The organism is Nocardioides ureilyticus, assembly GCF_051280745.1.
Taxonomy (GTDB): domain Bacteria; phylum Actinomycetota; class Actinomycetes; order Propionibacteriales; family Nocardioidaceae; genus Nocardioides.
The window spans coordinates 1-21,643 of record NZ_JBNCOG010000044.1 but is presented as its reverse complement, the minus strand read 5'-3'; the positions used below and the strand labels follow the sequence as shown (position 1 = coordinate 21,643).

Annotated in this window: 16 protein-coding genes; 9 read left to right on the top strand and 7 right to left on the bottom strand. The window is 73.6% G+C overall.

Annotated elements, in window-relative coordinates; translation table 11 throughout:
• Positions 1-111 precede the first annotated feature (111 nt).
• Together ACSMHG_RS17915 and ACSMHG_RS17910 are read left to right on the top strand one after the other, a co-directional pair.
• The gene (locus ACSMHG_RS17915; protein ID WP_435747647.1) at positions 112-414 is read left to right on the top strand and encodes a type II toxin-antitoxin system VapB family antitoxin; all 303 of its coding nucleotides are present in this window, start codon (positions 112-114) and stop codon (positions 412-414) included.
• Positions 414-929, top strand: coding sequence for a LytR C-terminal domain-containing protein (locus ACSMHG_RS17910; protein WP_435747645.1), 516 nt, complete (start codon positions 414-416; stop codon positions 927-929). The genes ACSMHG_RS17915 and ACSMHG_RS17910 overlap by 1 nt, the downstream gene beginning before the upstream one ends.
• A gap of 11 nt (positions 930-940) precedes the next feature.
• Here ACSMHG_RS17910 and ACSMHG_RS17905 read toward each other — a convergent pair whose 3' ends face one another.
• Together ACSMHG_RS17905 and ACSMHG_RS17900 are read right to left on the bottom strand one after the other, a co-directional pair.
• Complete coding sequence (locus tag ACSMHG_RS17905; protein WP_435747643.1) at positions 941-2,443, bottom strand: potassium/proton antiporter; 1,503 nt, start codon at positions 2,441-2,443, stop codon at positions 941-943.
• Between the two features lie 92 nt (positions 2,444-2,535).
• Positions 2,536-3,579: a redoxin domain-containing protein gene (locus tag ACSMHG_RS17900; protein WP_435747641.1), complete on the bottom strand. Its 1,044-nt coding sequence runs from the start codon at positions 3,577-3,579 to the stop codon at positions 2,536-2,538.
• 45 nt (positions 3,580-3,624) lie between these two features.
• On the opposite strand from ACSMHG_RS17900, the gene ACSMHG_RS17895 reads away from it, so the two are divergent.
• The 5 genes from ACSMHG_RS17895 to ACSMHG_RS17875 all read left to right on the top strand — a co-directional run bounded on the left by ACSMHG_RS17895 (position 3,625) and on the right by ACSMHG_RS17875 (position 9,304).
• Positions 3,625-5,121 (top strand): FAD-binding protein, encoded by a 1,497-nt coding sequence (locus ACSMHG_RS17895; RefSeq protein ID WP_435747639.1) that lies wholly within the window; start codon positions 3,625-3,627, stop codon positions 5,119-5,121.
• Positions 5,122-5,260: 139 nt separating this feature from the next.
• A complete protein-coding gene (locus ACSMHG_RS17890) occupies positions 5,261-6,448 on the top strand; it encodes an aminotransferase class I/II-fold pyridoxal phosphate-dependent enzyme (RefSeq protein ID WP_435747637.1) in 1,188 nt (395 codons plus the stop codon).
• A gap of 41 nt (positions 6,449-6,489) precedes the next feature.
• A complete protein-coding gene (locus ACSMHG_RS17885; protein WP_435747635.1) occupies positions 6,490-7,011 on the top strand; it encodes a WXG100 family type VII secretion target in 522 nt (173 codons plus the stop codon).
• Entirely contained in the window at positions 7,008-7,808 is an 801-nt protein-coding gene (locus ACSMHG_RS17880; RefSeq protein ID WP_435747633.1) for an ESX secretion-associated protein EspG, read from the top strand. The genes ACSMHG_RS17885 and ACSMHG_RS17880 overlap by 4 nt, the downstream gene beginning before the upstream one ends.
• Complete coding sequence (locus tag ACSMHG_RS17875) at positions 7,805-9,304, top strand: hypothetical protein (protein WP_435747631.1); 1,500 nt, start codon at positions 7,805-7,807, stop codon at positions 9,302-9,304. Before ACSMHG_RS17880 ends, ACSMHG_RS17875 begins: the two co-directional genes overlap by 4 nt.
• Here the strand turns inward: ACSMHG_RS17875 and ACSMHG_RS17870 are convergent.
• The 3 genes from ACSMHG_RS17870 to ACSMHG_RS17860 form a co-directional block, all read right to left on the bottom strand.
• Positions 9,279-10,682, bottom strand: coding sequence for a YncE family protein (locus ACSMHG_RS17870; protein WP_435747629.1), 1,404 nt, complete (start codon positions 10,680-10,682; stop codon positions 9,279-9,281). The genes ACSMHG_RS17875 and ACSMHG_RS17870 overlap by 26 nt on opposite strands.
• A gap of 78 nt (positions 10,683-10,760) precedes the next feature.
• Positions 10,761-12,209 carry a vWA domain-containing protein gene (locus ACSMHG_RS17865; RefSeq protein WP_435747627.1) on the bottom strand — a complete coding sequence of 483 codons (1,449 nt, stop codon included), beginning with the start codon at positions 12,207-12,209 and terminating at the stop codon, positions 10,761-10,763.
• Positions 12,206-13,093: an AAA family ATPase gene (locus ACSMHG_RS17860; protein WP_435747624.1), complete on the bottom strand. Its 888-nt coding sequence runs from the start codon at positions 13,091-13,093 to the stop codon at positions 12,206-12,208. Before ACSMHG_RS17860 ends, ACSMHG_RS17865 begins: the two co-directional genes overlap by 4 nt.
• Positions 13,094-13,250: 157 nt before the next feature.
• Between ACSMHG_RS17860 and ACSMHG_RS17855 the strand changes: the two genes are divergently transcribed.
• Positions 13,251-13,610, top strand: coding sequence for a hypothetical protein (locus tag ACSMHG_RS17855; protein ID WP_435747622.1), 360 nt, complete (start codon positions 13,251-13,253; stop codon positions 13,608-13,610).
• 20 nt (positions 13,611-13,630) lie between these two features.
• The gene (locus ACSMHG_RS17850; RefSeq protein WP_435747620.1) at positions 13,631-14,263 is read left to right on the top strand and encodes a LysE family translocator; all 633 of its coding nucleotides are present in this window, start codon (positions 13,631-13,633) and stop codon (positions 14,261-14,263) included.
• A 234-nt stretch (positions 14,264-14,497) separates the two neighbouring features.
• Here the strand turns inward: ACSMHG_RS17850 and ACSMHG_RS17845 are convergent, their stop codons facing one another.
• Entirely contained in the window at positions 14,498-15,034 is a 537-nt protein-coding gene (locus tag ACSMHG_RS17845) for a gamma carbonic anhydrase family protein (RefSeq protein ID WP_435747618.1), read from the bottom strand.
• Between the two features lie 203 nt (positions 15,035-15,237).
• Complete coding sequence (locus tag ACSMHG_RS17840) at positions 15,238-21,630, bottom strand: DUF7927 domain-containing protein (protein WP_435747616.1); 6,393 nt, start codon at positions 21,628-21,630, stop codon at positions 15,238-15,240.
• Positions 21,631-21,643 lie beyond the last annotated feature (13 nt).

The window sequence follows — 21,643 nt, the reverse complement described above, 5'->3', positions numbered from 1 at the left end:
GCGCCTCACGCAGGTCGCGGCCGGCCGGTGCGAACGGTCCCGCGCGCATCGTCGTGGTTCGGACGACCCACGCGTACGGGGCCGTGCCGGCCGCCTCGCTATGGTCGGCACGTGATCTTCAAGCGGGTCGGGGACGGACGGCCCTACCCCGAGCACGGGCTGACCTCCCGCGCCTGGGCGGCCCTGCCGCCCCGACAGGTCCGGCTCGACCAGCTGGTGACCACCAAGGACACCCTCCAGCTGGCGGCGCTCCTCGACGAGGACTCCACCTTCTACGGCGACCTCTTCGCCCACGTCGTGCTGTGGCGCGGCGAGCTCTACCTCGAGGACGGCCTGCACCGGGCCCTGCGGGCGGCCCTGCAGCAGCGGCTCGTGCTGCACGCGCGCGTGCACAGCCTGGAGGGAGCGGGCTGATGGCGGGACGCCTCGACGACCGGCTGCGCACGCTGCTGACCATGGGACTCCTGCTCGTCCTCGTCGTGGCCGGTGCGGCGTGGGGCTGGTCGGCCGCCACCAAGCCGTTCCCCGGCCGGGTCGAGGCGCCTACGTGCCTGGAGACCACCATCACCGCCGGCACCCGCGTCTTCCCCGACCAGGTGACCGTGAGCGTGCTGAACGCCGGCGATCGCGAGGGCTTGGCCGGCCGCACTCTGGGCCTCTTCGAGGACGAGGGCTTCGGGCGCGGCCAGACCGGCAACGCGCCGGAGGACACCGAGGTCGCGGGCGCTCAGGTGTGGACCGAGACGCCCGGGAGCCCGGCCGCGCGGCTGGTCGCCAGCAGGCTCGGCAAGGACGTGGAGGTGGTCCGGCGGGACACGACCACCGCCGGGGTGACCGTGGTCGTCGGCGACGGCTTCCGGAAGCTCGTCAAGGGCCGCAAGGCGGTCAAGGCCCGCAACGACGTGACGATCTGCAGCCCGCCGTCCTGACGCCGGAGCGACTAACCGGTCCCGCCCCCGAGCCACTGGCCGAGCCGGCCGCCGCGGCTGACCTGGCGGAGCCGCTCCTCGGTCGGCTCCCGCAGCCGACGGGGCGTCACCACCAGCAGGTCGTCCCCGCGGCGCAGCACGGTGCGCCGCTCCGGCACGATCGTCTCGTCACCGCGGATCACCATCGACACCGAGGCGCCCTCGGGCAGCCGCAGCTCCCCCACCTCGACGCCGTGCAGCAGGGAGCGAGGGCTGATGGTGATCTGGAGCAGGTCGGCTGCGATCCGCTCCAGCGGCGCCGCCTCGAGCTCCAGGTCACGCGGCTCCGAGCGCCTGGCCACCTTCAGCACCCGGGCGACCAGCGGCAGCGTGGGGCCGGTCAGCAGCGTGTAGATCACCACCATCACGAAGACGATGTCGAACAGGGTGTCCGCACCGTCCACCCCCTCGGCGAGGGGGATGGTGGTGAACACGATCGGGACCGCGCCCCGCAGGCCCGCCCAGGAGATGAAGGCCAGCTCGCGCGGCGGCATCCGCTGGACCAACGAGCACGCCAGGACCGACAGCGGTCGGGCGACGAAGGTCAGCACCAGGCCCGCCGCGAAGGCCAGCCCCACGACCTCCCACGTCAGCCGCGCGGGCGAGAGGAGCAGGCCGAGCATGACGAAGAGGCCGATCTGGGCGATCCACGCGACGCCCTCGGCGAAGGACCGGGTGGCGGCCCGGTGCGGCAGCTCGGCGTTCCCGAGCACCAGCGCTGCGACGTACACCGCGGCGAAGCCGGAGGCGTGGAGGGCGGCGCCGGTTCCGTAGGCCAGGACGGCCAGCGCCAGCACGGCGATGGGGTAGAGGCCGGAGACCGGCAGCGCCACCCGCCGCATCAGCCACCCACCACCGAAGCCGACGGCGAGCCCGATGCCGATGCCCGCGACCAGCTCGAAGACGATGAGCGCAGCCATCACCCACGGCCCGTCCTCCGCCGCCGCGCCGGTCGAGACCAGGACCACCAGCACCACGACCGGGGCGTCGTTGAGGCCGGACTCCGCCTCGAGCGCCCCGGTGAGACGCCGGGGCAGCGGCACCGAGCGCAGGACGGAGAAGACCGCGGCCGCGTCGGTGGCCGACGTGGTCGCACCCAGCAGGACCGCGAGCTGCCAGTCGAGACCCAGCAGGTAGTGGCCGGCACACGCGACGACTGCCACGGAGATCGCGACACCCAGGGTCGACAGGGCGATGCCGAGCCGCATCGCCGGCCGGATCTCCCGCCAGCTCGTGGTCAGGCCGCCCTCGGCCAGGATGAGGACCAGTGCCCCGAAGCCGAGGGCGTGAGCGACCTCGGCGTCCTCGAACGGGATCCCGATGCCGCTCTCGCCGAGCAGCACTCCCATGAGCAGGTAGACCAGCAGGCTGGGCAGGCCGGCCCCGCTCGACGCCCGGACCGCGAGGACGGCCAGCAGGGTGACGGCCGAGCCGACCAGCAGGAACATGTCCAGCTGGTGGGCGTCGAAGCTCATGTCACCTCACGGGCGGGGCGGCGGGTCCGCAGTCTAGCGGGCGCCACCGGGCCACCGGCGGCCGTCCGCGTCCGCCGGCAGGAGGGCCTCGCTCAGGCGGTGGGCGTGTAGCCGGGTCGCCCCGACGCGTCCCACTCCTCCCAGAAGGAGGTGAACTCCTCACCGAGGAAGGGGTCGCCGCCGGTCATCATGATCCCGCCGCGGCGCACGGTCCAGTCCCACGGTGCCAGCTCTTGGGCGCGGGCCAGGTGGGCTCGGGCGGCGGCGGTGCGACCGCTGCGCTGGAGGTACGCCGCGACGCGTCGCTCGGCCAGCGCGCGCTGCTCGTCGTCGGTGCGCTCCGGCATCGGGGTGGCCGCGCTCGCCGGCAGCTCCCCGTGGCGCGCCCAGCGGCGCAGGGCGTCGTGGTGCTGCGCGCTGCTGATCCGGGTGAAGTCGACGAACTGGTCGTCGCCCGGCGCGATCGTCGGCGGCTTGACGATCCGGTCGTCCTCGTCGACCCAGACGACCGACGGCACGTTGGTGATGCCGTACCGCTCGGCGGTGACGTGGGCGGTGTCGACGGCGACGGGGTACGTCGGTGCGCCGGCGTCGATCCACGGGCGGGAGTCCTCCGGGTCGGCGTCGAGGGCGACCGAGAAGATCCTCAGCCCGGTGTCGGCCAGCTCGTCCTGGAGCTGCTGCCAGCTGGCGAGCTCGTGCCGGCAGCCGCACCACGAGGCCCAGGTGACGAGGACCCGCTTCTGGCCGGAGAGGTCGTCGAAGGAGACGGGGTTGCCGTCGACGTCGGGCAGCGTGAGGCTCGGCGCGCGCCCGTCACCGAGCTCCCGGCCGCGGGCCGCGGCCGACGGGGCGAGGGCGACGACGCCCTCGGTCGCGTCCCCGGCGAGGAGGAGCCCGAGGGCCTGCGCCCAGTCCGCCAGCCGGACCAGCGTGGCGTCGTCCGGGTCGGTGATGGTGCGGCCGAGGAGCGGCACGCAGGTGTCGTCGCGGCACAGCCCGACCGGTCGGAGCGCCCAGCCGGTCGCCGCTGCCAGCTCGTCCGCGTCGACCACCAGCGGCTCGGAACCGCGGAGGGGAAGCTCGTGCTCGGACCCGTCGACGGCGACGAGGACCAGGCGGTCGGGGTCGTCCACCGCCGAAGGATCGCACGAAAGTGGAACTTGTTCTAGATTCCGTCCATGAGCAACGGCACCGACATCCCCGTCACCGTCCCGGCCTCCACCCTCCCCGCCGACACCCCGGCGTACGACGTGGTGGTGGTCGGGTTCGGGATCTCCGGCGGCTGCGCGGCGCTGGAGGCCGCGCGCGCCGGTGCCCGGGTGCTGGTGCTCGAGCGCGCCGCCGTCCACGGCGGGACGTCCAGCATGTCCGGCGGCCACTTCTACCTCGGCGGCGGCACCGCCGTGCAGCAGGCCACCGGCCACGAGGACTCGCCGGAGGCGATGTACGACTACCTGGTCGCGGTCTCCAAGGACCCCGAGCACGACAAGATCCGCGCCTACTGCGAGGGCTCCGTGGAGCACTTCGGGTGGCTGGAGGCGCTCGGGTTCGAGTTCGAGCGGTCCTACTACCCGGAGAAGGCGGTGATCCAGCCCGGCACGGAGGGACTGATGTTCACCGGCAGCGAGAAGGTGTGGCCCTACCGCGACCAGGCCCGCCCCGCGCCACGGGGGCACAAGGTTCCGGTCGCCGGCGACACCGAGGGCACCAAGATGGTGATGGACCTGCTGCGCGACCGGCTCGCGGAGGCCGGCGTCGAGGTGCGCTACGAGACCGGGGTGACCAACCTCGTCGTCGACGACTCCCCCGGCGGGACCGGCGGCGTCGCGGGGGTGGCGTGGCGCTCGTTCGAGACGACAGGCCACGTCCGCGCGTCCGGGGTGGTCCTGGCCGCCGGCGGGTTCGTCATGAACCCCGACATGGTCGCCGAGCACACCCCCCGCCTCGCCGAGAAGCCCTTCGTCCTCGGCTCGACCTACGACGACGGCCTCGGCATCCGGCTCGGGGTCTCGGCCGGCGCGGAGCTGCGGCACATGGACGAGCCGTTCGTCACCGCGCCGTTCTACCCGCCGTCGGTGCTGCTGACCGGTGTGATCGTCAACCGCGAGGGCCGGCGGTTCGTGGCCGAGGACTCCTACCACTCGCGCACGTCGCAGTTCGTCATGGAACAGCCCGGCTCCTCGGCGTACCTCGTCGTCGACAGCGAGCACGTGGAGTACGCCAAGTACCCGCTGGTCCCGCTCGTGGACGGCTACGAGACCGTCGCGGAGCTGGAGCAGGCCCTCGACCTGCCGACCGGGTCGGTGCAGGCGACCCTCGACCGCTACAACGAGCACGCGGCCCGCGGGGAGGACCCCGACTTCCACAAGCACCCCGACTGGCTCGCGCCGCAGGCGGTCGGACCCTGGGCGGTCTTCGACCTGACCCTCGGCAAGGCGATGTACGCCGGCTTCACCCTCGGCGGGATGCGCACCACGGTGGACGCCGAGGTGCAGCGCCCGGACGGCTCCGTCGTGCCCGGCCTGTACGCCGCGGGCGCCTGCGCGTCCAACATCGCCCAGGACGGCAAGGGCTACTGCTCGGGCACCCAGCTGGGCGAGGGCTCGTTCTTCGGCCGGCGCGCCGGCCTCGCCGCGGCGCGGGCCGCCGCCCGCTCGATGCCCTCCGCCAGTTGAGTCGGGACCTGTCACGGTCGAATCGGGACCTGTGACGGTCGAGCTCCCGAGTGAACGGCCTGACGTCCCGATCGAACGGGCAGAGGTCACGACTGAACGGTCATAGGTCACGACTCGACGACCGCCGTAGGGTCGTGCAGTGACCCCTGACCGCCTCGCCGTCGCGAGCCGTGCCAACGTCCCGCCGTTCCACGTCATGGACCTCCTCGCGGCCTCCGCCGAGCGGCAGCGCACCCACGGTGACGTGCTCAACCTGCTCGCCGGACAGCCCAGCACCGGGGCTCCGGCGCCGGTGACCGCCGCGGCGGTTCGGCTGCTGCAGTCGGGCGAGGCGCTCGGCTACACGCCGGCGACGGGCATCCGGGAGCTGCGCGAGGCGATCACCGGCCACCACCAGCGGGCGCACGGGATCGACGTCGACCCCGACGAGGTCGTGGTGACCACCGGCAGCAGCGGCGGCTTCCTGCTGGCGTTCCTCGCGGCGTTCGAGGCGGGCGACCGGGTCGCGATGGCCCGCCCCGGCTACCCCTGCTACCGCAACGTGCTGGCCGCGCTCGGCTGCGACGTGGTCGAGATCCCCGCCGGCGCCGAGAGCCGCTTCCAGCCGACGGTGGAGCAGGTGGCGGCGGTGCACCGTGAGGCACCGCTGCGCGGGCTGGTCGTCGCCAGCCCGGCCAACCCCACCGGCACCATGCTGCTGCCCGCCGAGCTCGCCGCGCTGGCGTCCTGGTGCGAGGAGGAGGGCGTCCGCCTGATCTCCGACGAGATCTACCACGGCATCGAGTACGCCCCGCTCGACGGCGCTCCGCCGCTCGCGCGCAGCGCGTGGGAGACCTCGCGCGAGGCGGTCGTCTTCTCCTCCTTCTCCAAGTACTTCTCGATGACCGGGTGGCGGATCGGCTGGATGCTCGTCCCCGCCGGGCTCCGGCGGGCCGTCGAGGTGCTCGCGGGGAACTTCACGATCTGCCCGCCGGTCGTCGCGCAGCGCGCCTGCCTGGCGGCGTTCGACGAGGCCTCGTACGCCGAGCTCGACGCGCACGTCGCCCGCTACGCCCACAACCGGCGGCTGCTGCTCGACGGGCTGGGCTCCCTCGGGATCACCCGCCTGGCCCCCGCTGACGGCGCCTTCTACGTCTACGCCGACGTCGGTCACCTCACCGACGACTCGATGGCCTTCGCCCACCAGCTGCTGGCCCGCACCGGGGTCGCGGTGGCGCCGGGGGTCGACTTCGACACCGAGGCGGGTCAGCGGTTCATCCGGCTCTCCTTCGCCGGCTCCGGCGAGGAGGTCGAGCGGGCGCTCGACCGGTTGTCCACCGTCCTCTGAACCCGGGTTTCCCGCGGTGGGGGCGGGGGCAGACAGCGGGAGTGCAGGGGTCGAGGTACGGCGACACGGCGGTCATCCGCGGGCTGGCCCGCGCCCTGCGGGAGCGCGCCTCGGAGGTGCGGGCCGAGGCGGACCGGCTGGTCGGCCTGGCCGACGACACACCGTGGACCGGGCTGGCGGCCGACGCGATGCGGCGCCGCGTGCGCGAGCGGGCCACCGCGCTGCGCCGGACGGCGATGCTCCACGACGAGGCCGCCGGCGCGCTCGACCGGCACGCGCGGGAGGTCGAGCGGCTCCAGGAGGAGATCGCGACGATCGAGCGGCGGGTGCGCGCGCTGGTGGACGCGGCTCGCGAGCGCCTCGCCCAGCTGGCCGGCGCCCTGGTCCACGGCGTCGTCGGCGGGGTCGTCGGCGGGGTCGTCGGCGGGGTCGTCGGCGGGGTCGTCGACGGGGTCCGCGCGGTCGCCCCGGACCCGGTCGACCAGCTGCTCGACCGCTTCGTGCCGCCACCGCCCGGTCACCGGGACTGGCTCGACGTCGACCTCCCGGGAGCCCGCCGGTGAGCGCCGTGCTGCTGCCGCGACGGATCGTGCTCAGCCGCGTGGCCGTCGAGGAGCTCGCCCGGCGGGCCGGCACCACGACCCCGTGGCCGGGAGCGGCGGCGAGCCCCGTCGCCGTTGCTGACGGTGACGCGGGGGCGGCCGGGACAGGCGAGGACCCGGTTGCCGAGCTGACCCGCGGCGGCCTCCTCCGCGAGGGCGCGCCCGTCGCCGACGTCCGCGCCGCGCTGGAGGTCCTGCACGCGCCCGAGCTGCTCGTCGACCTCGACCTCGCCGTGGGCACGACGTCGGCCTACGCACGCCTGCACTCCTGGCAGCGGTGGCGCGCCGGCTGCGTCGCCGTGGCGTCGTCCGCGGGCGGGCCGGTGGAGCTGGCCTGGTTCGACGACCGGCTCTGGCACGCCGAGCTCGCCCGAGCGCTGGACGCGCGGCTGCCGCCGTCGGCCGGGCCTCCGCCCGACGACGACCTCCGCCTGCCGCACGACGTGCTCCTGGCCACCGGCGAGGCGGTGCGGTCCGACCGCACCGACGTCCTCGGCGAGCTCGCCGACCGGGCGGGCATCCCCGCCGAGCAGGCTCGGCGCCTCCACGCGAGCGCGGTGGCCCGCCTGCAGGTGACCGTCGCCGGGGGCGGCCGTCGCCGCACGCTCGGCCTGCTGAGCTGGATGCGGTACGCCGACGGCTGGCGCGCGCTCACGCCGTACCTCGACCAGCAGGTACCGATGGTCCGGGTGCACCGGGTCCCCGCCGAGCGGCTCGGCGTCGAGGTGGCGGCCCTCGCGACGCGGGTGCGCTCGTGAGCGCCGAACCCCTGCGGACCGTCGAGGTCGTCGGCGGCTCCCATGGCCTCGCCGCGTCGTACGCACGCGTCCGGGGCCTGGCCGACGCCTACGACCGGGCCGGGGAGCAGCTGCGCGCCTGGTCCGAGCTGGGCAGCCGGACCATGACCGACGGCGAGCTGCTCGAGTCCGCGCTGCTCTCCCCGCTGACGTTCGCGGAGGCCGAGCGCGCGGTCGCGGCGACCACCTCCGGGCCCGACGGTCTGCTGGTCGAGAGCGTCGCGTGGGCCGCCGACGCGGTGCTGGTCCGGGTCACGGTGGCAGCGTTCGAGGCCGCCGACGAGCTGGTCGGCGCCACGTTCGAGGTGGTCGACCACGCCCTCGGCCGGGCGGTCGGGTTCACCCTCGGCACGGTCGGTCCCGGCGTGCTGGCGGGCCTCGTGGTGGTGGGTCCGGCAGCCCTCGCGCTGCACCGGCTGCTGCCGCCGACCCTGCAGCACCGGCTGGAGAGGGACCTGCGAGAGGGCGCCGAGGAGCTGGCCGCGGACGTCGAGCAGTGGCTGGTCGACCACCCGGAGGCGGTCCAGCACCTGGTCAACGGCGGCGGGGGCCTCCTCGACGGCCTGTGGGACGGCCTCACGCCGCTGGCGCCGGGCGGGCCGTTCGGCCTGCCGTCCTTCACGCCGGACACCGAGTCGGCCGCCGGGGTGCTCGCCGGCCTCTACGGCGACCCGGGCACCGGGGTGGCGGTGCCGATCGACGACCCGCTCGGCGGCCGGAACGGGTCCGACGGCCCGCCCGCCGGCCTCGCCGACGTCCTGGCGCACCTGGGCAGGGTCGCCGAGCACGGCGGGGACGGGACCATCGAGGTGCAGTCGATCACCGGGGCGGACGGGGCGGTCCGCCATGTCGTCTACCTGCCCGGCACCGACGACATGACCACGCTGCCCTGGACCCGCGACGACGCCGTGCGGGACCTGCACACCAACTTCCTGCTCGTGAGCGGGGCGGACAACGCCTACCAGCAGGGCATCCTCGACGCGATGGAGCAGGCGGGGGTCGGTGCCGAGGACCCGGTGCTCCTCGTCGGCCACTCCCAGGGTGGGATGGCGGCCGCGGCGATCCTCGCCGGCGAGAGCGGCTTCACGGTGACCGACGTGGTGACGGCCGGCTCCCCGACCGCCCACGTGGGCGCCTTCCCGGCCGGCTCGCACGTGCTCTCCCTCGAGCACCGGGGCGACGTCGTGCCGCTCCTCGACGGGGAGGACAACGCCGACTCACCGGAGCAGACGACCGTCCGGTTCGACGGCGACGCCACCGGCATCGCGGACCACCACGAGATGTCGCACTACGTCAGCCTCGCGGAGCAGCTCGACGCCGCGGGGCCGGGCGGTCCGGGGTCGGTCACCGACGCCCTGGACCGGTTGCGCGACCAGGGCTACCTGGCGACCGGGCCGGGGACGGCGGTGGAGAGCCGCAGCTACCAGGTGGTCAGGGAGCCGTCGGCAGACCGCTGAGCAGGCCGATGTCCGGCTCGACGTCGGGCAGGCCCGCCACGAGGGAACGCTGCACGAAGCCGTTGCGGACCCGCTGCGGGTGGTAGCCGACGGGCGCGCTGTCGACGATCCGGCCGGTCCGGTAGGAGATCTTCGAGATCTTGTCCGAGCCGCTCCACGAGATGTAGCAGTGGCGGCCGTTCCAGCTCGGCGTCACCCAGTACGGCTTGAGCCCGCCCTTGAGGAGGGGCCCCCGCTTGAACGAGCGGGCGTCGACGACGGTGGCGTAGTCGGACATCGTGCCGGCCACGCAGAGCTTCTTGCCGTGGGGGTCCATCGCGATGCCGTGGTGCGCGGAGTCGAGGAGGTAGGCCTCGCGGGGCGTGCTCTTGATCAGGTTCGGGAGGCGCTTGACGCGGGTGATCTCGCCCGAGCGGCGGTCGAGCTCGACGAAGCCGTGGAAGAACGAGAGCTGGAAGTAGAACTTTTCCTCGTCGGGGCTCAGCGTGATGGGACGCACCGCCGTGCTGACGTCGTCCATCCCCCGCGCGTCGAGCGCCTTGCGGAGGTCGTAGCGGCGCACGATCTTGTTCGTGCGCGCATCCACGACCTGGAGCACCCGCTCCTGCTTCGTGGCGTCCAGGGCGGGGTGGTCGAGGGGGCTGTAGACCATGCCGATGCTCGCGTGCAGGATGCGGCGGCCGTTGTCGATGTAGGTGCTCTCGTGCGGCGAGCCGCCCGAGGCGAACTGGCCCAGCTCCTTGCCGTCGCGGAGCCGGAGCTCGTGCACGACGTCACCGGTCGACGCGCTCACCACGACCCGCTTGCCGTCGGGCGAGACGGCCATGTGGTCCGAGCGCACGCCGGCCACGGGGAACCGCCACACGATCTCGTGGGTCTTCAGGCTGATGCCGACGACGTCGCCGAAGGAGGGGCGCGAGACGACGAGGAGCGTGCCGTCGTTGGAGGAGTACATGTCGTCGACGTACTGGTCGTGCCCCTCGCCGATCACGATCCGGATCGCAATGAAGTAGGCGAGCCGGTACGGGTTGAGCGCGATCTCCCGCAGCCGCTCGTCGCGGTCGGGGATGATGTTGATCCGGCCGAGCTGCTTGAAGCTGCCCGGCGCCAGGATGCTCGCCGTGCCGTCCCAGTTGTTGCCGACGAAGACGGCCCGCCGCACGCCGGGCGCCTTCCGGTCGGTTTGCCGCGGCGCCGGCGTGACGTCGGTGGCGGCGTGGGGGCTCAGCGACCCGAAGGCGACGGGGACGACCTGAGGGACCGCTCCGGTGGCCGCGGGTGCGGACGGCGCGGAGGCCGCCGGGGCCGCCGGGGCGGCGAGGAGGAGCCCCAGTGCGGACCCGAGGACGGCGGTGAGGAGGGAGCGGTGGCGACGCATGCGGTCGATACTCTCCCGAATCGGGATTCTGCGACAGGGGCGTTCCCGACATGCGGTTGGCGCCTGGGCGTGGGGCCCTCAGAGGATGTCGTGGACGAACTCGCCGAGCTGGGTGAGGTTGCGGCACTCGACCATCGGCACGACCGCGCCGTACGCCGAGGCGGCGGAGTCGCCGTTGTCCCAGTGCCGTCGGTGCTCGGGGTTGAGCCACCAGGCGTGCCGGGCCTGTCCGGCCAGGTCCCGCAGGGTGCCGAGCGCGAGGTCGGAGTGGTTCGACCGGGCATCGCCGAGGACGAGCAGGGACGACTTCGGGCCGAGCGCATCGGCGTACCGCTCGGCGAACGTGGTGAGGGCGCGCCCGTAGTTCGTGCGCCCCCACAGGGCGGCGTGCGCGGTGCTGGCGGCGAGCTCCTCCATGACCTCGACGACGTCGGCGCCCGGCCGGAAGTGGTGGGTCACCTCGTGGACGTGGTCGATGAAGGTGAAGGCGCGCACCTTCTGGAACTGGTCGCGCAGGGCGAAGACCAGCAGCAGCGTGAACTGCGCGAAGTTGGCGACCGAGCCGCTGACGTCGCAGAGCACGACGAGCTCGGTGCGGTGCGGGCGCTTGGGCCGGTGGTGCGTGGTGAGCGGAACCCCACCGGTCGAGACCGACGCCCGGACGGTCCGCCGGAAGTCGAGGGGCCCGCGGCGGTGCGCGTGGTGCTCCTGGGTGAGCCGGGTCGCCAGGCGGCGGGCCAGCGGGTAGATCTCGCGGCGCATCTGCTCCAGGTCGGTACGCCGGGCGGAGAGGAAGTCGAGCCGGTCGATGCTGGGTCGCAGCGCGACGTTCGCGACGTGCTCGGGGCCCTTCTCCTCGGCGATCCGCCGGCGGGCGTCGTCGTCGACCATCGCGGTGAAGCCGCCCAGGCGTCGTGCGGCCACCCGGTCTGCCTCCTCCTGGGTCCGGCCGGCGGCGAGCAGGCCGGCGACCACGCGGTCGACCAGCTCGCCGGGCGCGACCCGTTGGAGCGCGGTGTAGGACGACCAGCTGGAGAGGCCGGGCCCGCGGCCGGGCATGGCACCGAACCGGCCGACCATCTCGGCCGCGAGGCGGGCCATCGCCTCGGCGTCCCCGCCAGCGAGGGCCTCGGCGAGCTCGTCGCGGAACGCCTGCAGCGCCTCCGCCCCGTCGCGGACGGAGAACTCGTCCTCGCCGCCGGCGCGGTCCCGGTCCTCCGCGGGCCCGTCGCCGCCCGCCGCTTCGTCGGCCCCGTCGGCCGGCAGCCCGGTGGCCCCGCCGCCGATCATCCGGGGGAAGTACAGGTCGAAGAGCGCGTCGAAGGTCGGCCGCTGCGACTGCTTCTTCACCAGCGTCGCGGCGTAGGCGTCGCGCACGACCTGCCGGCTGCCCCACCGGAGCGCGGAGAGCGCCGCGATCGCGTCGAGGTCCTCGGCGAGCGAGACGGGCAGGCCGGCGGAGCGCAGCGCGCGCAGGAACGCGAGGTGGCGGTCGAGCAGGCCGCTGCTCGCGGGGCCGGTGCTCATCGGCGCAGCCTCAGCTCCTTGACAGCCCGGTCGTGGTCGGAGGCGTGCTTGAGCACCACGCCGAGGGTGTCGGCGATCGCCTTCTCGTCGAGCTCACCGATCTCGAGGGCGATGAGGGTCCGCGCCCAGTCGACCGACTCGGCGATCGAAGGAGCCTTCTTCAGCTCGAGCTCGCGCAGCCGCCCGACGGTGGCCACCAGCTGGCCGGCGACCTCGGCGTCCAGGTCGGGCACCTGCGAGGTGACGATCTCGCGCTCCCGCTCGGCGTCGGGGTAGTCCAGGTGCAGGTAGAGGCAGCGCCGCTTGACCGCCTCGGACAGCTCCCGGGTGGCGTTCGAGGTGAGGACGACGAAGGGGCGGCGTACGGCGCTCACCGTGCCGAGCTCAGGAATGGTGACTTGGAAGTCGGAGAGCACCTCGAGCAGCAGCCCCTCGACCTCGACGTCGGTCTTGTCGACCTCGTCGATGAGGAGCACGGTCGGCTGCTCGCGACGGATGGCGGTGAGCAGGGGTCGGGTGAGCAGGAAGTCCTCGGTGAAGATCTCGCCGTGGGTGTCCTCCCAGGAGCCGCTGCCCTCGGCGCGGGCCGCCTGGGTGGCCTGGATGGCGAGGAGCTGCTTCTTGTAGTTCCACTCGTAGAGGGCCCGCGCCTCGTCGAGACCCTCGTAGCACTGCAGCCGGACCAGGTCCGCGCCGCTGGCCCGCGCCACCGCCTTCGCCAGCTCGGTCTTGCCCACGCCGGCCGGCCCCTCGACGAGCAGGGGCTTCTCCAGCGCGCCGGCGAGGTACGCCGTGGTGGCGGTCGCCGGGTCGGCGAGGTACCCGGTCGCGCCGAGCCGCTCCGTGGCGTCGGCGGGCGAGGTGAACCAGTCGCGGGACGTCATGGCGCCATCCTCGCCCATCGGAGGCGCGCCGCACCGCGGCGGTGAACCGGATGGGGATCCAGAGATTTGTCCCACACGAGGTCGCGGGGACGTGACCGGCGCCGGTCGACCTCGTTGTGCCCGCCGGGAGAGGAACCCGACGACAGGTGGAGTCCTGATGCACCGCACGACGTCTCGCACCCGCGTGACCCTCGCGCTCACCGTCCTCAAGACGGCGGTGCTGAGCTCGTTCCTCGCCTTCACCGCGGTCGGCACCACGGCGTCGGTGGCGCCCGCGCCGCCGGAGGCGGCGACGATCGCGATGGACCCCTACGCCCACGCCGTGCAGAGCGCGATGGCCGAGCACGACTGCTCGACGACCGGCTTCGCGCCGGGCGTCCAGCCGGCGTCCGCGCTCATCCGGACCCCCCGCGGCACGTTGGAGCTGGTCTCCTTCGACCGCGGCTGGGAGGTCTTCACCGGGGACCGGGCCGGCCTGCTCGTCGCCGTCTGCCTCGACGAGCGCCCGCGGCACTGACGGGGGCCTACGGTGGCCACATGGGCATCAGCTGGTGGGCATTCGTCGGTGTCGCCACGGTCGCCTACCTCGTCCCGGGCCCGGACTTCGCCATCATCCTGCGTTCGGCGACGCGGGGATGGCGCCCGGGTGTGGCCGCCGCCGTCGGCGCACAGCTGGGTCTCCTCGCCCACCTGGTGATGGCCGCGGTCGGCCTGTCGGTGCTTCTGGCCCGCCACCCCGAGCTGCTGACCGCGGTACGGATCTGCGGCGGGCTCTACCTGCTCTACCTGGGCGGTCGGTTGGTCGTCCCCACGCTGCGGCGCCGGACTCCCGCGCACGCAACGGCGTCACCACGGGGTGAGCAGGCCGCACTGCAGGCGTTCCGGCAGGGCCTGCTCACCAACCTCCTCAACCCCAAGGCCGTGCTGTTCTTCGCCGCCGTCCTGCCTCAGTTCGTCGTCGACGGACCGCCACCCGTCTGGCTCCAGATCGCCGCCCTCGGCCTCGTCGACGTCCTGCTGGGGTTCCTGCCCTGGGCCGTGGTCGTCGTCCTCGGCACCCGGCTCTCGACCCTGCTCCGCCGACCCGTCGTCCGCCGCTGGTGGGACCGGGTCACCGGCCTGTCCCTCGGGATGCTGGGCGGCGGGCTCCTCGTCACCGGCCGACGCTAGGGACGACGCCCCGCTGCCTCAGCGGTCCCGGTGGGGCGGGCGTCGCAGACCGCGTGCGGGAGCTGGACGACGGCGGCCGCGTCCCCGACACGGCAGTGCGAGGGGGCGGTCGTCGTCAGAGGCGGACGAGGACCTGGCCCATCTCGGTCGCGGCGACGGCCGGACCGGTCCCCGAAGCGTTCCTCCGGTGACCATCCCCCTCGCCGCGCTTCGGCATGGCCGGCTGACGGGTGGTCAGTCGGCAGGCGTGACCGGACGGGCGGTGGCCGCGTGCCGCTGGGCGAGCTCGGCGTAGTACCCGGCGTTGGTGTCGACCCAGATCTGTGAGGACGTCCCCTCGATGGGCTTGACCGCCTTGCACGGCGTGCCGGTGGCGACGACGCCCGGCGGGAGCTCGGTGCCCGGGGTCAGGACCGACCCGGCGCCCACCAGGGTGCCGGCCCCCACCGTCGCGCCGTCCAGCAGCGTCGAGCCGTTGCCGACCAGCGCCCGCTCGCCGACCTCGGCGCAGTGCACGACGCACCCGTGGCCGACGGTGGCGTCCGGGCCGACGGTCAGCACCTGGTCCGGCCCCGCGTGCAGCACGCTGTTGTCCTGGATGTTCGTGCCGGAGCGGACGACGATCCGGCACACGTCACCACGCAGCACGACGCCGTACCAGACGCTGGCGCCCGCCTCGACGGTCACGTCGCCGATCAGGGTCGCGGTCGGGGCGATCCAGGCGTCGGGGTGGACGACGGGGCGCTTTCCCTCGAACTCGAAGAGGTTCACGGGGCCATTCCACACCGGCCGCCGTGCGCGGTGCCTGCGCGGGGTGCACGACGCGTGTGCAGGTGGGTCGCCCGCCGCCGTCGAGGTGCGGTGGACCGGTCACGACGGGGAGCTCACCTGGTCGGCGGCGAGCGGGTTCGCAGCGTCGGCACGAGGCCCCTGCCCGGCCCACCGGTGGCGGCGGGCCGGGCACACTGCGGGCGTCAGGACCGACGGCGGCGAGCAGCTATCAGCAGCGAACCGCCACCGAGCACCAGCGCGAGGCCCGTCAGGAGCGCGACCAGTGTCGGACCGCCGGTGTCCGGCAGCACCGATCCGCCCGGCGCACCACCCGGGGAACCACCCGGCGCACCGCCCGGCGATCCGCCCGGAGATCCGTCCGGCGAGACACCCGGGGAACCACCCGGGGAACCACCCGGGGAACCACCCGGTGTGCCACCCGGAGAACCACCCGGCGTGCCACCCGGCGTGCCACCCGGAGAATCGCCCCGGGACCCCACCGGGTTGGTCGTGCACAGCGGGTCCCCCGGCGCGCACGAGCCGATGCCGGTGCCCGGTGCGACCAGGAAGTTGGCCAGCTGGTGGTCGCCCTGGTCGGCCCAGCCCTTGACCCGCACCGTGTAGGTCACGGTCGCGACCTGGCCGGCGTCGAGGCTCCCGCGGACCGTGATGGTGTCGCCGTCGCGTGCGACGGCCAGCGACGGCGTCGAGGAGCTCGGCTCCGCAACCACGACCGCGTCATCCAGGACTCCGGCCAGCTCGTCGTCGTAGCGGACCTGGCTCGCGCCCGTGCCCGTGCTCGTGAACCGCAAGGTGTAGGTGAGCTCGTCCCGGGCGCGAACCCTGGAGCCGTCCTCGGGGTCCACCGACTTCTCCGCGCGGATCTCGCCGACCGGGTTGCAGGTGGAGTCCTCATCAGCCACCGGCAGACACGCCGTCGGCGGCACCGCACCAGGACCGATCAAGAAGTTCCCCAGCACGTGATCACCACCAGCAGCCACCCGAGCCGCATCACCCATCACCCGCACCCGGTAGGTCACCGTCGCCACACCACCGGCCGGCAACGACCCCCGAACCTCGATCCGCTCACCGACCAGCGTCGCCGTCAAGCTCCCCTGACCAGCCACCACCGGACCCTCGACCACCTCAGCGTCATCCAGCAGCATCCCCAGGTAGTCATCACGCACCACCCGGCCCGCAGCCGCACCCTCGTTGGCAAACCGCAACGAGTACGTCAACACCGCACCCGCACCCACGACCGACCCATCAGCCGGATCAACCGACTTCGAGTCCACCAACCGCGGCACCCGGTTGCAGGTGGAGTCCTCATCAGCCACCGGCAGACACGCCGTCGGCGGCACCGCACCAGGACCGATCAAGAAGTTCCCCAGCACGTGATCACCACCAGCAGCCACCCGAGCCGCATCACCCATCACCCGCACCCGGTAGGTCACCGTCGCCACACCACCGGCCGGCAACGACCCCCGAACCTCGATCCGCTCACCGACCAGCGTCGCCGTCAAGCTCCCCTGACCAGCCACCACCGGACCCTCGACCACCTCAGCGTCATCCAGCAGCATCCCCAGGTAGTCATCACGCACCACCCGGCCCGCAGCCGCACCCTCGTTGGCAAACCGCAACGAGTACGTCAACACCGCACCCGCACCCACGACCGACCCATCAGCCGGATCAACCGACTTTGAGTCCACCAACCGCGGCAGTCGGAAGACCTCCTCGTCGCACGCCCGCCCGGTGTCCGGGTCGAGCCCGGAGCCGGTCGGCGGGGCGCAGCCGGGCGTGGTGTTGTCGCAGCCCGGGTCGACCGGGTCGCAGGCGCCGAACGCGACGTTGCGGACCGTGAGGTCGCCGTTGCCGGTCAGCACAGCCGTGTAGGTCAACGTGATCGTGTCGCCCTGAGCCAGCTCGCCGGACCACTTGATGGTGGGACGGGCGTAGGTGACCGTGCCCGCACCGACCGGGTCCGCGACCGCGTCGTCCTGGTACGTGGCGTCGTCCAGCACCCCCGAGAGGTCGTCCCACACGTGTGCCGGGTCATCGGCCGTGTAGTCGGCCTGGCCGATGTTCTCGGCCGTGACCGTGTAGGTCACCGTGTCCCCGATCTGGGTGTCGGCCGTCCGGTCACTGGTCTTCTCGATGTCGAGCGCCCGCACCGGGTGCCTGGTCGTGTCCGGCTGGCACGTTGACGGGTCACCGGCCTGGCACTGGAGGGCGTTGCGCACGACGTGGTCACCCTGGGCGGCCCATGGCTTCACCCTGGCGGTGTAGACGACCTCGAGCGAGTCGCCGACCGGCACCTCGCCGGTGATGGCGATCTGCTCGGCGGCGGCGTCGTACGTCGCCGAAAGCCCGGCGTCCGCTGCGATCGAGCCCGCCACGAGGTCGGCGTCGTCCACCAGCGAGGACAGGTCGTCGACGGTGTCCACCCTCGCCGGGGTGTGCCCGGTGTTGGCGAACCTGAGGGTGTAGGTGATCTCCTCCCCCGGCTCGACCGCGGTGCCCGACGCCGGGTCGGCCACCTTGTCCCGGTCCAGCCCGGAGCCGGGGATCTCGACCGTGGCGCACCGGTCCTGCGGGTCCTGTGCGTCCTCGACCGACACGCACGCGTTGTTGGTCAGCTGTCGGTCACCGGCGGTTCCGTCGTAGACGACCTCGTAGGTGATCGTCGCGACGTCACCCGCCGCGAGCACGCCGGTCCACTCGAGCGCCGGGTCGTTGAAGGCCGCGGTGCCGACGTCCGCGGTGATCGTCGACTCGTCGAGGTCCGCGTCGTCGAGGACCTCGGTCAGGTCGTCGGAGGCGGTCGCCGGCGCGGACGCGGTGTAGTCGCCCGGCCCAGCGTTGGTCACCGTCACGGTGTAGGTGACCCGCTCGCCTGCCACCGGGAGATCGGTCCGGTCGGCGACCTTCCCGATCGTCAGCCTGGGAAGCTCGAGCTCCTGCTCGGCGCACGGCTTGCCCGTCGCCGGGTCGGCCCCGCCGACCGGGGGGTCGCACGCAGGCGTCGTCGTGTCACAGGCGGCATCGGAGGGATCGCACTGGCCGAACGCCACGTTGCGGACTCGTCCGTCACCGCCGCTGCGCAGCGTCACGGAGTAGGTGAGGGTCACCTGCTCGCGCGCGGCCAGCTCACCGGTCCACGCGAGGATCGGGCGACCGAAGGTCGGCGCGGCACCGCGATCGCTCGTGATGCTGCCCGTGTCGAGGGTCGCGTCGTCGAGCACGCCGGACAGGTCGTCCCAGACCCGCGCGGGATTCGCGGCGGTGTAGTCTCCTGCGCCGGTGTTCGTGGCCGTGACCGTGTACGTGACGGTGTCACCGGCCCGGGTGTCGGCCGTCGCGTTGGAGGTCTTGGCGACGCTCAGGACGGGCTCCAACACGGCGACCGGGTAGTCCTCGACCTCGCCGGCACCGGCGGTGCCGGTCGGGCGCGGGTCGGCGACCTGCTCGCCGTACACCCGGAACCGTGCGTAGGTGGCGGCCGTCGTCGTCGCCGCCGGGAACGTCATGTCGTAGTCGGCGGTTCCGGAGCGGGCCGGCACGGTGACCGTCACCCGCTCGGCGTCCTCGAACGAGCCGTCGCCGTCCAGGTCCACCCAGCCGGCGAGCGTGACGTCCTCGGCGGTGTCGTTCGTCGCCGAGGTCACCACCGTGGTCTCCGCGCCGAGCGAGGTCTCGATCGCACTGGCGACCCCGTCCTCGTCGTCCGGCGAGCCGGCGCTGTCGTCCCCGTCGGCCGCCGGTCCCGGCTGCCCGTCGGGCTCGGTGTCCCGCTCGGTCCCCAGCGTCGGACCGGCCGCGACATGGCCGGCGCCGTCATCCGCGATCAGCGTCCCGTAGCGCTGCGGCGCGTCGCCGAACTCGCACACCGGGGAGAAGCTGATGTCGTCCAGGGCGAGGTCGTTGCCGTCGCTGCCCGCCGTGTTGTTGACCAGCTCCAGGCGCACCGTGGCCTGGGCCGCGGTGAACTGCAGGGCGAACCGCGCCCAGTCCATCGACGGGCTCTCGGGGATGTCCCCGGTGTCCACCGACGCCAGCACACCGTCCGTCGCCGGGTCGACCACGCGGAACGTCACATTCGGGTGGTCGGGAAGGTCGGCGTCGAGCGCGTTGGCGATCCACGCGGAGAAGTCGTAGTCCGCCCCCGCCGCGAGCCCGGTGAAGGTGCGCTTGAAGAAGACGCCCGCCGAGACGTCGGCGTTGACGACCATCATCCGGCCGTCGGGGTCACCGGTGTGGTCGCTCCCAGCGTGCCAGCTCACGTGGGCGTCGACCGGGCTCGTCACGACGGCGTACTCGGCGGCGTCGATCATGCCGTCCGGCTCAGGCGCCCCCACGTAGGTGTAGGTCGTCTGCCCCACCGGCAGCGCGGGGCCGTAGCCGGCGCCGGATCCGAAGGTCTCGACGAACGGCGAGGTGCACGAGACCGGCACTCGCGTCGCCACCTGGGCGACGTGGTCCTCGACCTCGCCGTCGCTGGCGGCGCCGAGCGCGCGCTCGTCGCGGGTCGTGGTGGCGGGGTCGTCGACCAGGTTCGTCGAGGTCAGCCGCAGCCGCACCATCGGACTCGTGCCGTCCTGCAACGCAGGGATACCGGCGAACGCCAGGTCCACTGCGGTCGCCCCGTCGGGCACGGGCGCGGTGGCCAGCTCGCCCGGGCCGAAGACGCCGTCCCCGTCGGAGTCGATCCAGCCGTGCAGCACCGCCGGCCCACCGGTGCTGTTGGTCACCGGAACGGTCAGCGTCGGATCGGTGGCACCCGGGTCCAGCACGATCCCGCCGGGGACGGCGTCCTCGTCGGCGGTGCCGCTCGCGTCGTCGCCGGTCGCGTCCGGCGAAGGCTGGCCGTCCGCCTCCCCGTCGACCGCTGAGCCGATCTCCAGCCCCGGCACGATGAGGTGCCGCGGGCCGTCGGCGGCCAGCGTGGTCCCGTAGCGCTCCGGTGCGTCGCCGAAGTCCTGCGGCGCGACGGCCGCCCGGTGGTCCTCGACCTCGCCGGCCGCGGCCCCGCCGGTGGGCAGCACGTCGGCGTCGGCGACGTCTCCGGGGAACAGGCGGAACCGGGCGTAGGTCGTGCCGGCCGCCACGGTGGCGGCCGGGAACGTCAGGTCGTGGTCGGCCGTGCCGGACCGGGCCGGGAGGTCGACGACCACCCGCTCGGCCCCGTTGCCGAACCGGCCGTCGCCGTCGAGGTCGACCCAGCCCGCCAGCGTCGCCGGCTGGTCGGTGTCGTTGGTCGCCGAGACGGTCACCGTGGTCGCGCGACCCGAGACCAGCTCGATCGGGTCAGCCACCGCGTCCTCGTCGGCACCATCACCGTCGGCCGCCGCACCCGGCTGGCCGTCGCTCTCGAAGTCGATCGCCGCACCCAGCCGCAACGGCGCGGTACCGGCCGCGGCGTCGTACCCCGGGATGCTGTGCCGCGGCCCGTCGGAGCCCAGGCTGGTGCCGTAGCTGTCCGGGGCGTCACCGAAGTCGATCGGGAGCGGGGAGTTGAAGCACCGCGCACCGTCGTTGAGCCCCGACGCCGGGCCCTCCGCGAAGAACGCGCCGGCCGCCGAGCCCATGTCGAGGCGCCAGATGCCACCGGTGGTGTTGTCCGAGGCGTAGAGGAAGCCGTCCGGGTCGGAGTAGACCGCACCGAAGGCGGTCGCGTGCTGCCCGTCCGGGTGCTCCAGCGCCCCCAGCGGCGTGCCGACGACCGACGTGGCGTGGGTGTCGGTGTCGAACCGCATCAACGCGAACTGGCGCGGCGCGGTGGCCGGGGCGTTGGGCGTCACCATGTAGAGGTCACCGTCCTCGACGTTGAACCCCCAGTCCCAGCCAGCGACCCACCCCGGGGGCGGGGTCAGCGCGCCGGCGTCCAGGACCTCGAGGTACGTCGGCGAGGACGGGTCACTGAGGTCGATCTCCGCCCAGTTCGTACTGGTGCTGATCCACAGGTGGCCGTCGGCGTCGAACTCACCGATGTGCGCGGAGCCGTTCCACGCCGGCGGGATGCCCGGGAACCCGGCCCAGTTGGTCGGCATACCGAGGTCGCGCATCGTCCAGTCCGCAGCGATCCGCTTGATGGTCAGCTCGCCGGTACCGGTGTAGCCGATGCCGTACATGTAGCCGTCGACCGGGTTGAACCCCGCGGCGTTGACGTTGCGCGGATCGGCATCGGTCGCCACCTGCGAGCTCTCACCGGTGATCAGGTCGACCGCGAACACGTCGACCGGCTCGGACTGGAACAGCGTGCCCGCAGCACCAGGAGCACACGCGAACGGAACCGCAGGCGCCGACGGGAAGACCGTGGCGGCGTGGTCCTCGACCTCGCCGGCCGCGGCCCCGCCGGTGGGCAGCACGTCGGCGTCGGCGACGTCTCCGGGGAACAGGCGGAACCGGGCGTAGGTCGTGCCGGTCGCCGCCACGGTGGCGGCCGGGAACGTCAGGTCGTGGTCGGCCGTGCCGGACCGGGCCGGGAGGTCGACGACCACCCGCTCGGCCCCGTTGCCGAACCGGCCGTCGCCGTCGAGGTCGACCCAGCCCGCCAGCGTCGCCGGCTGGTCGGTGTCGTTGGTCGCCGAGACGGTCACCGTGGTCGCGCGG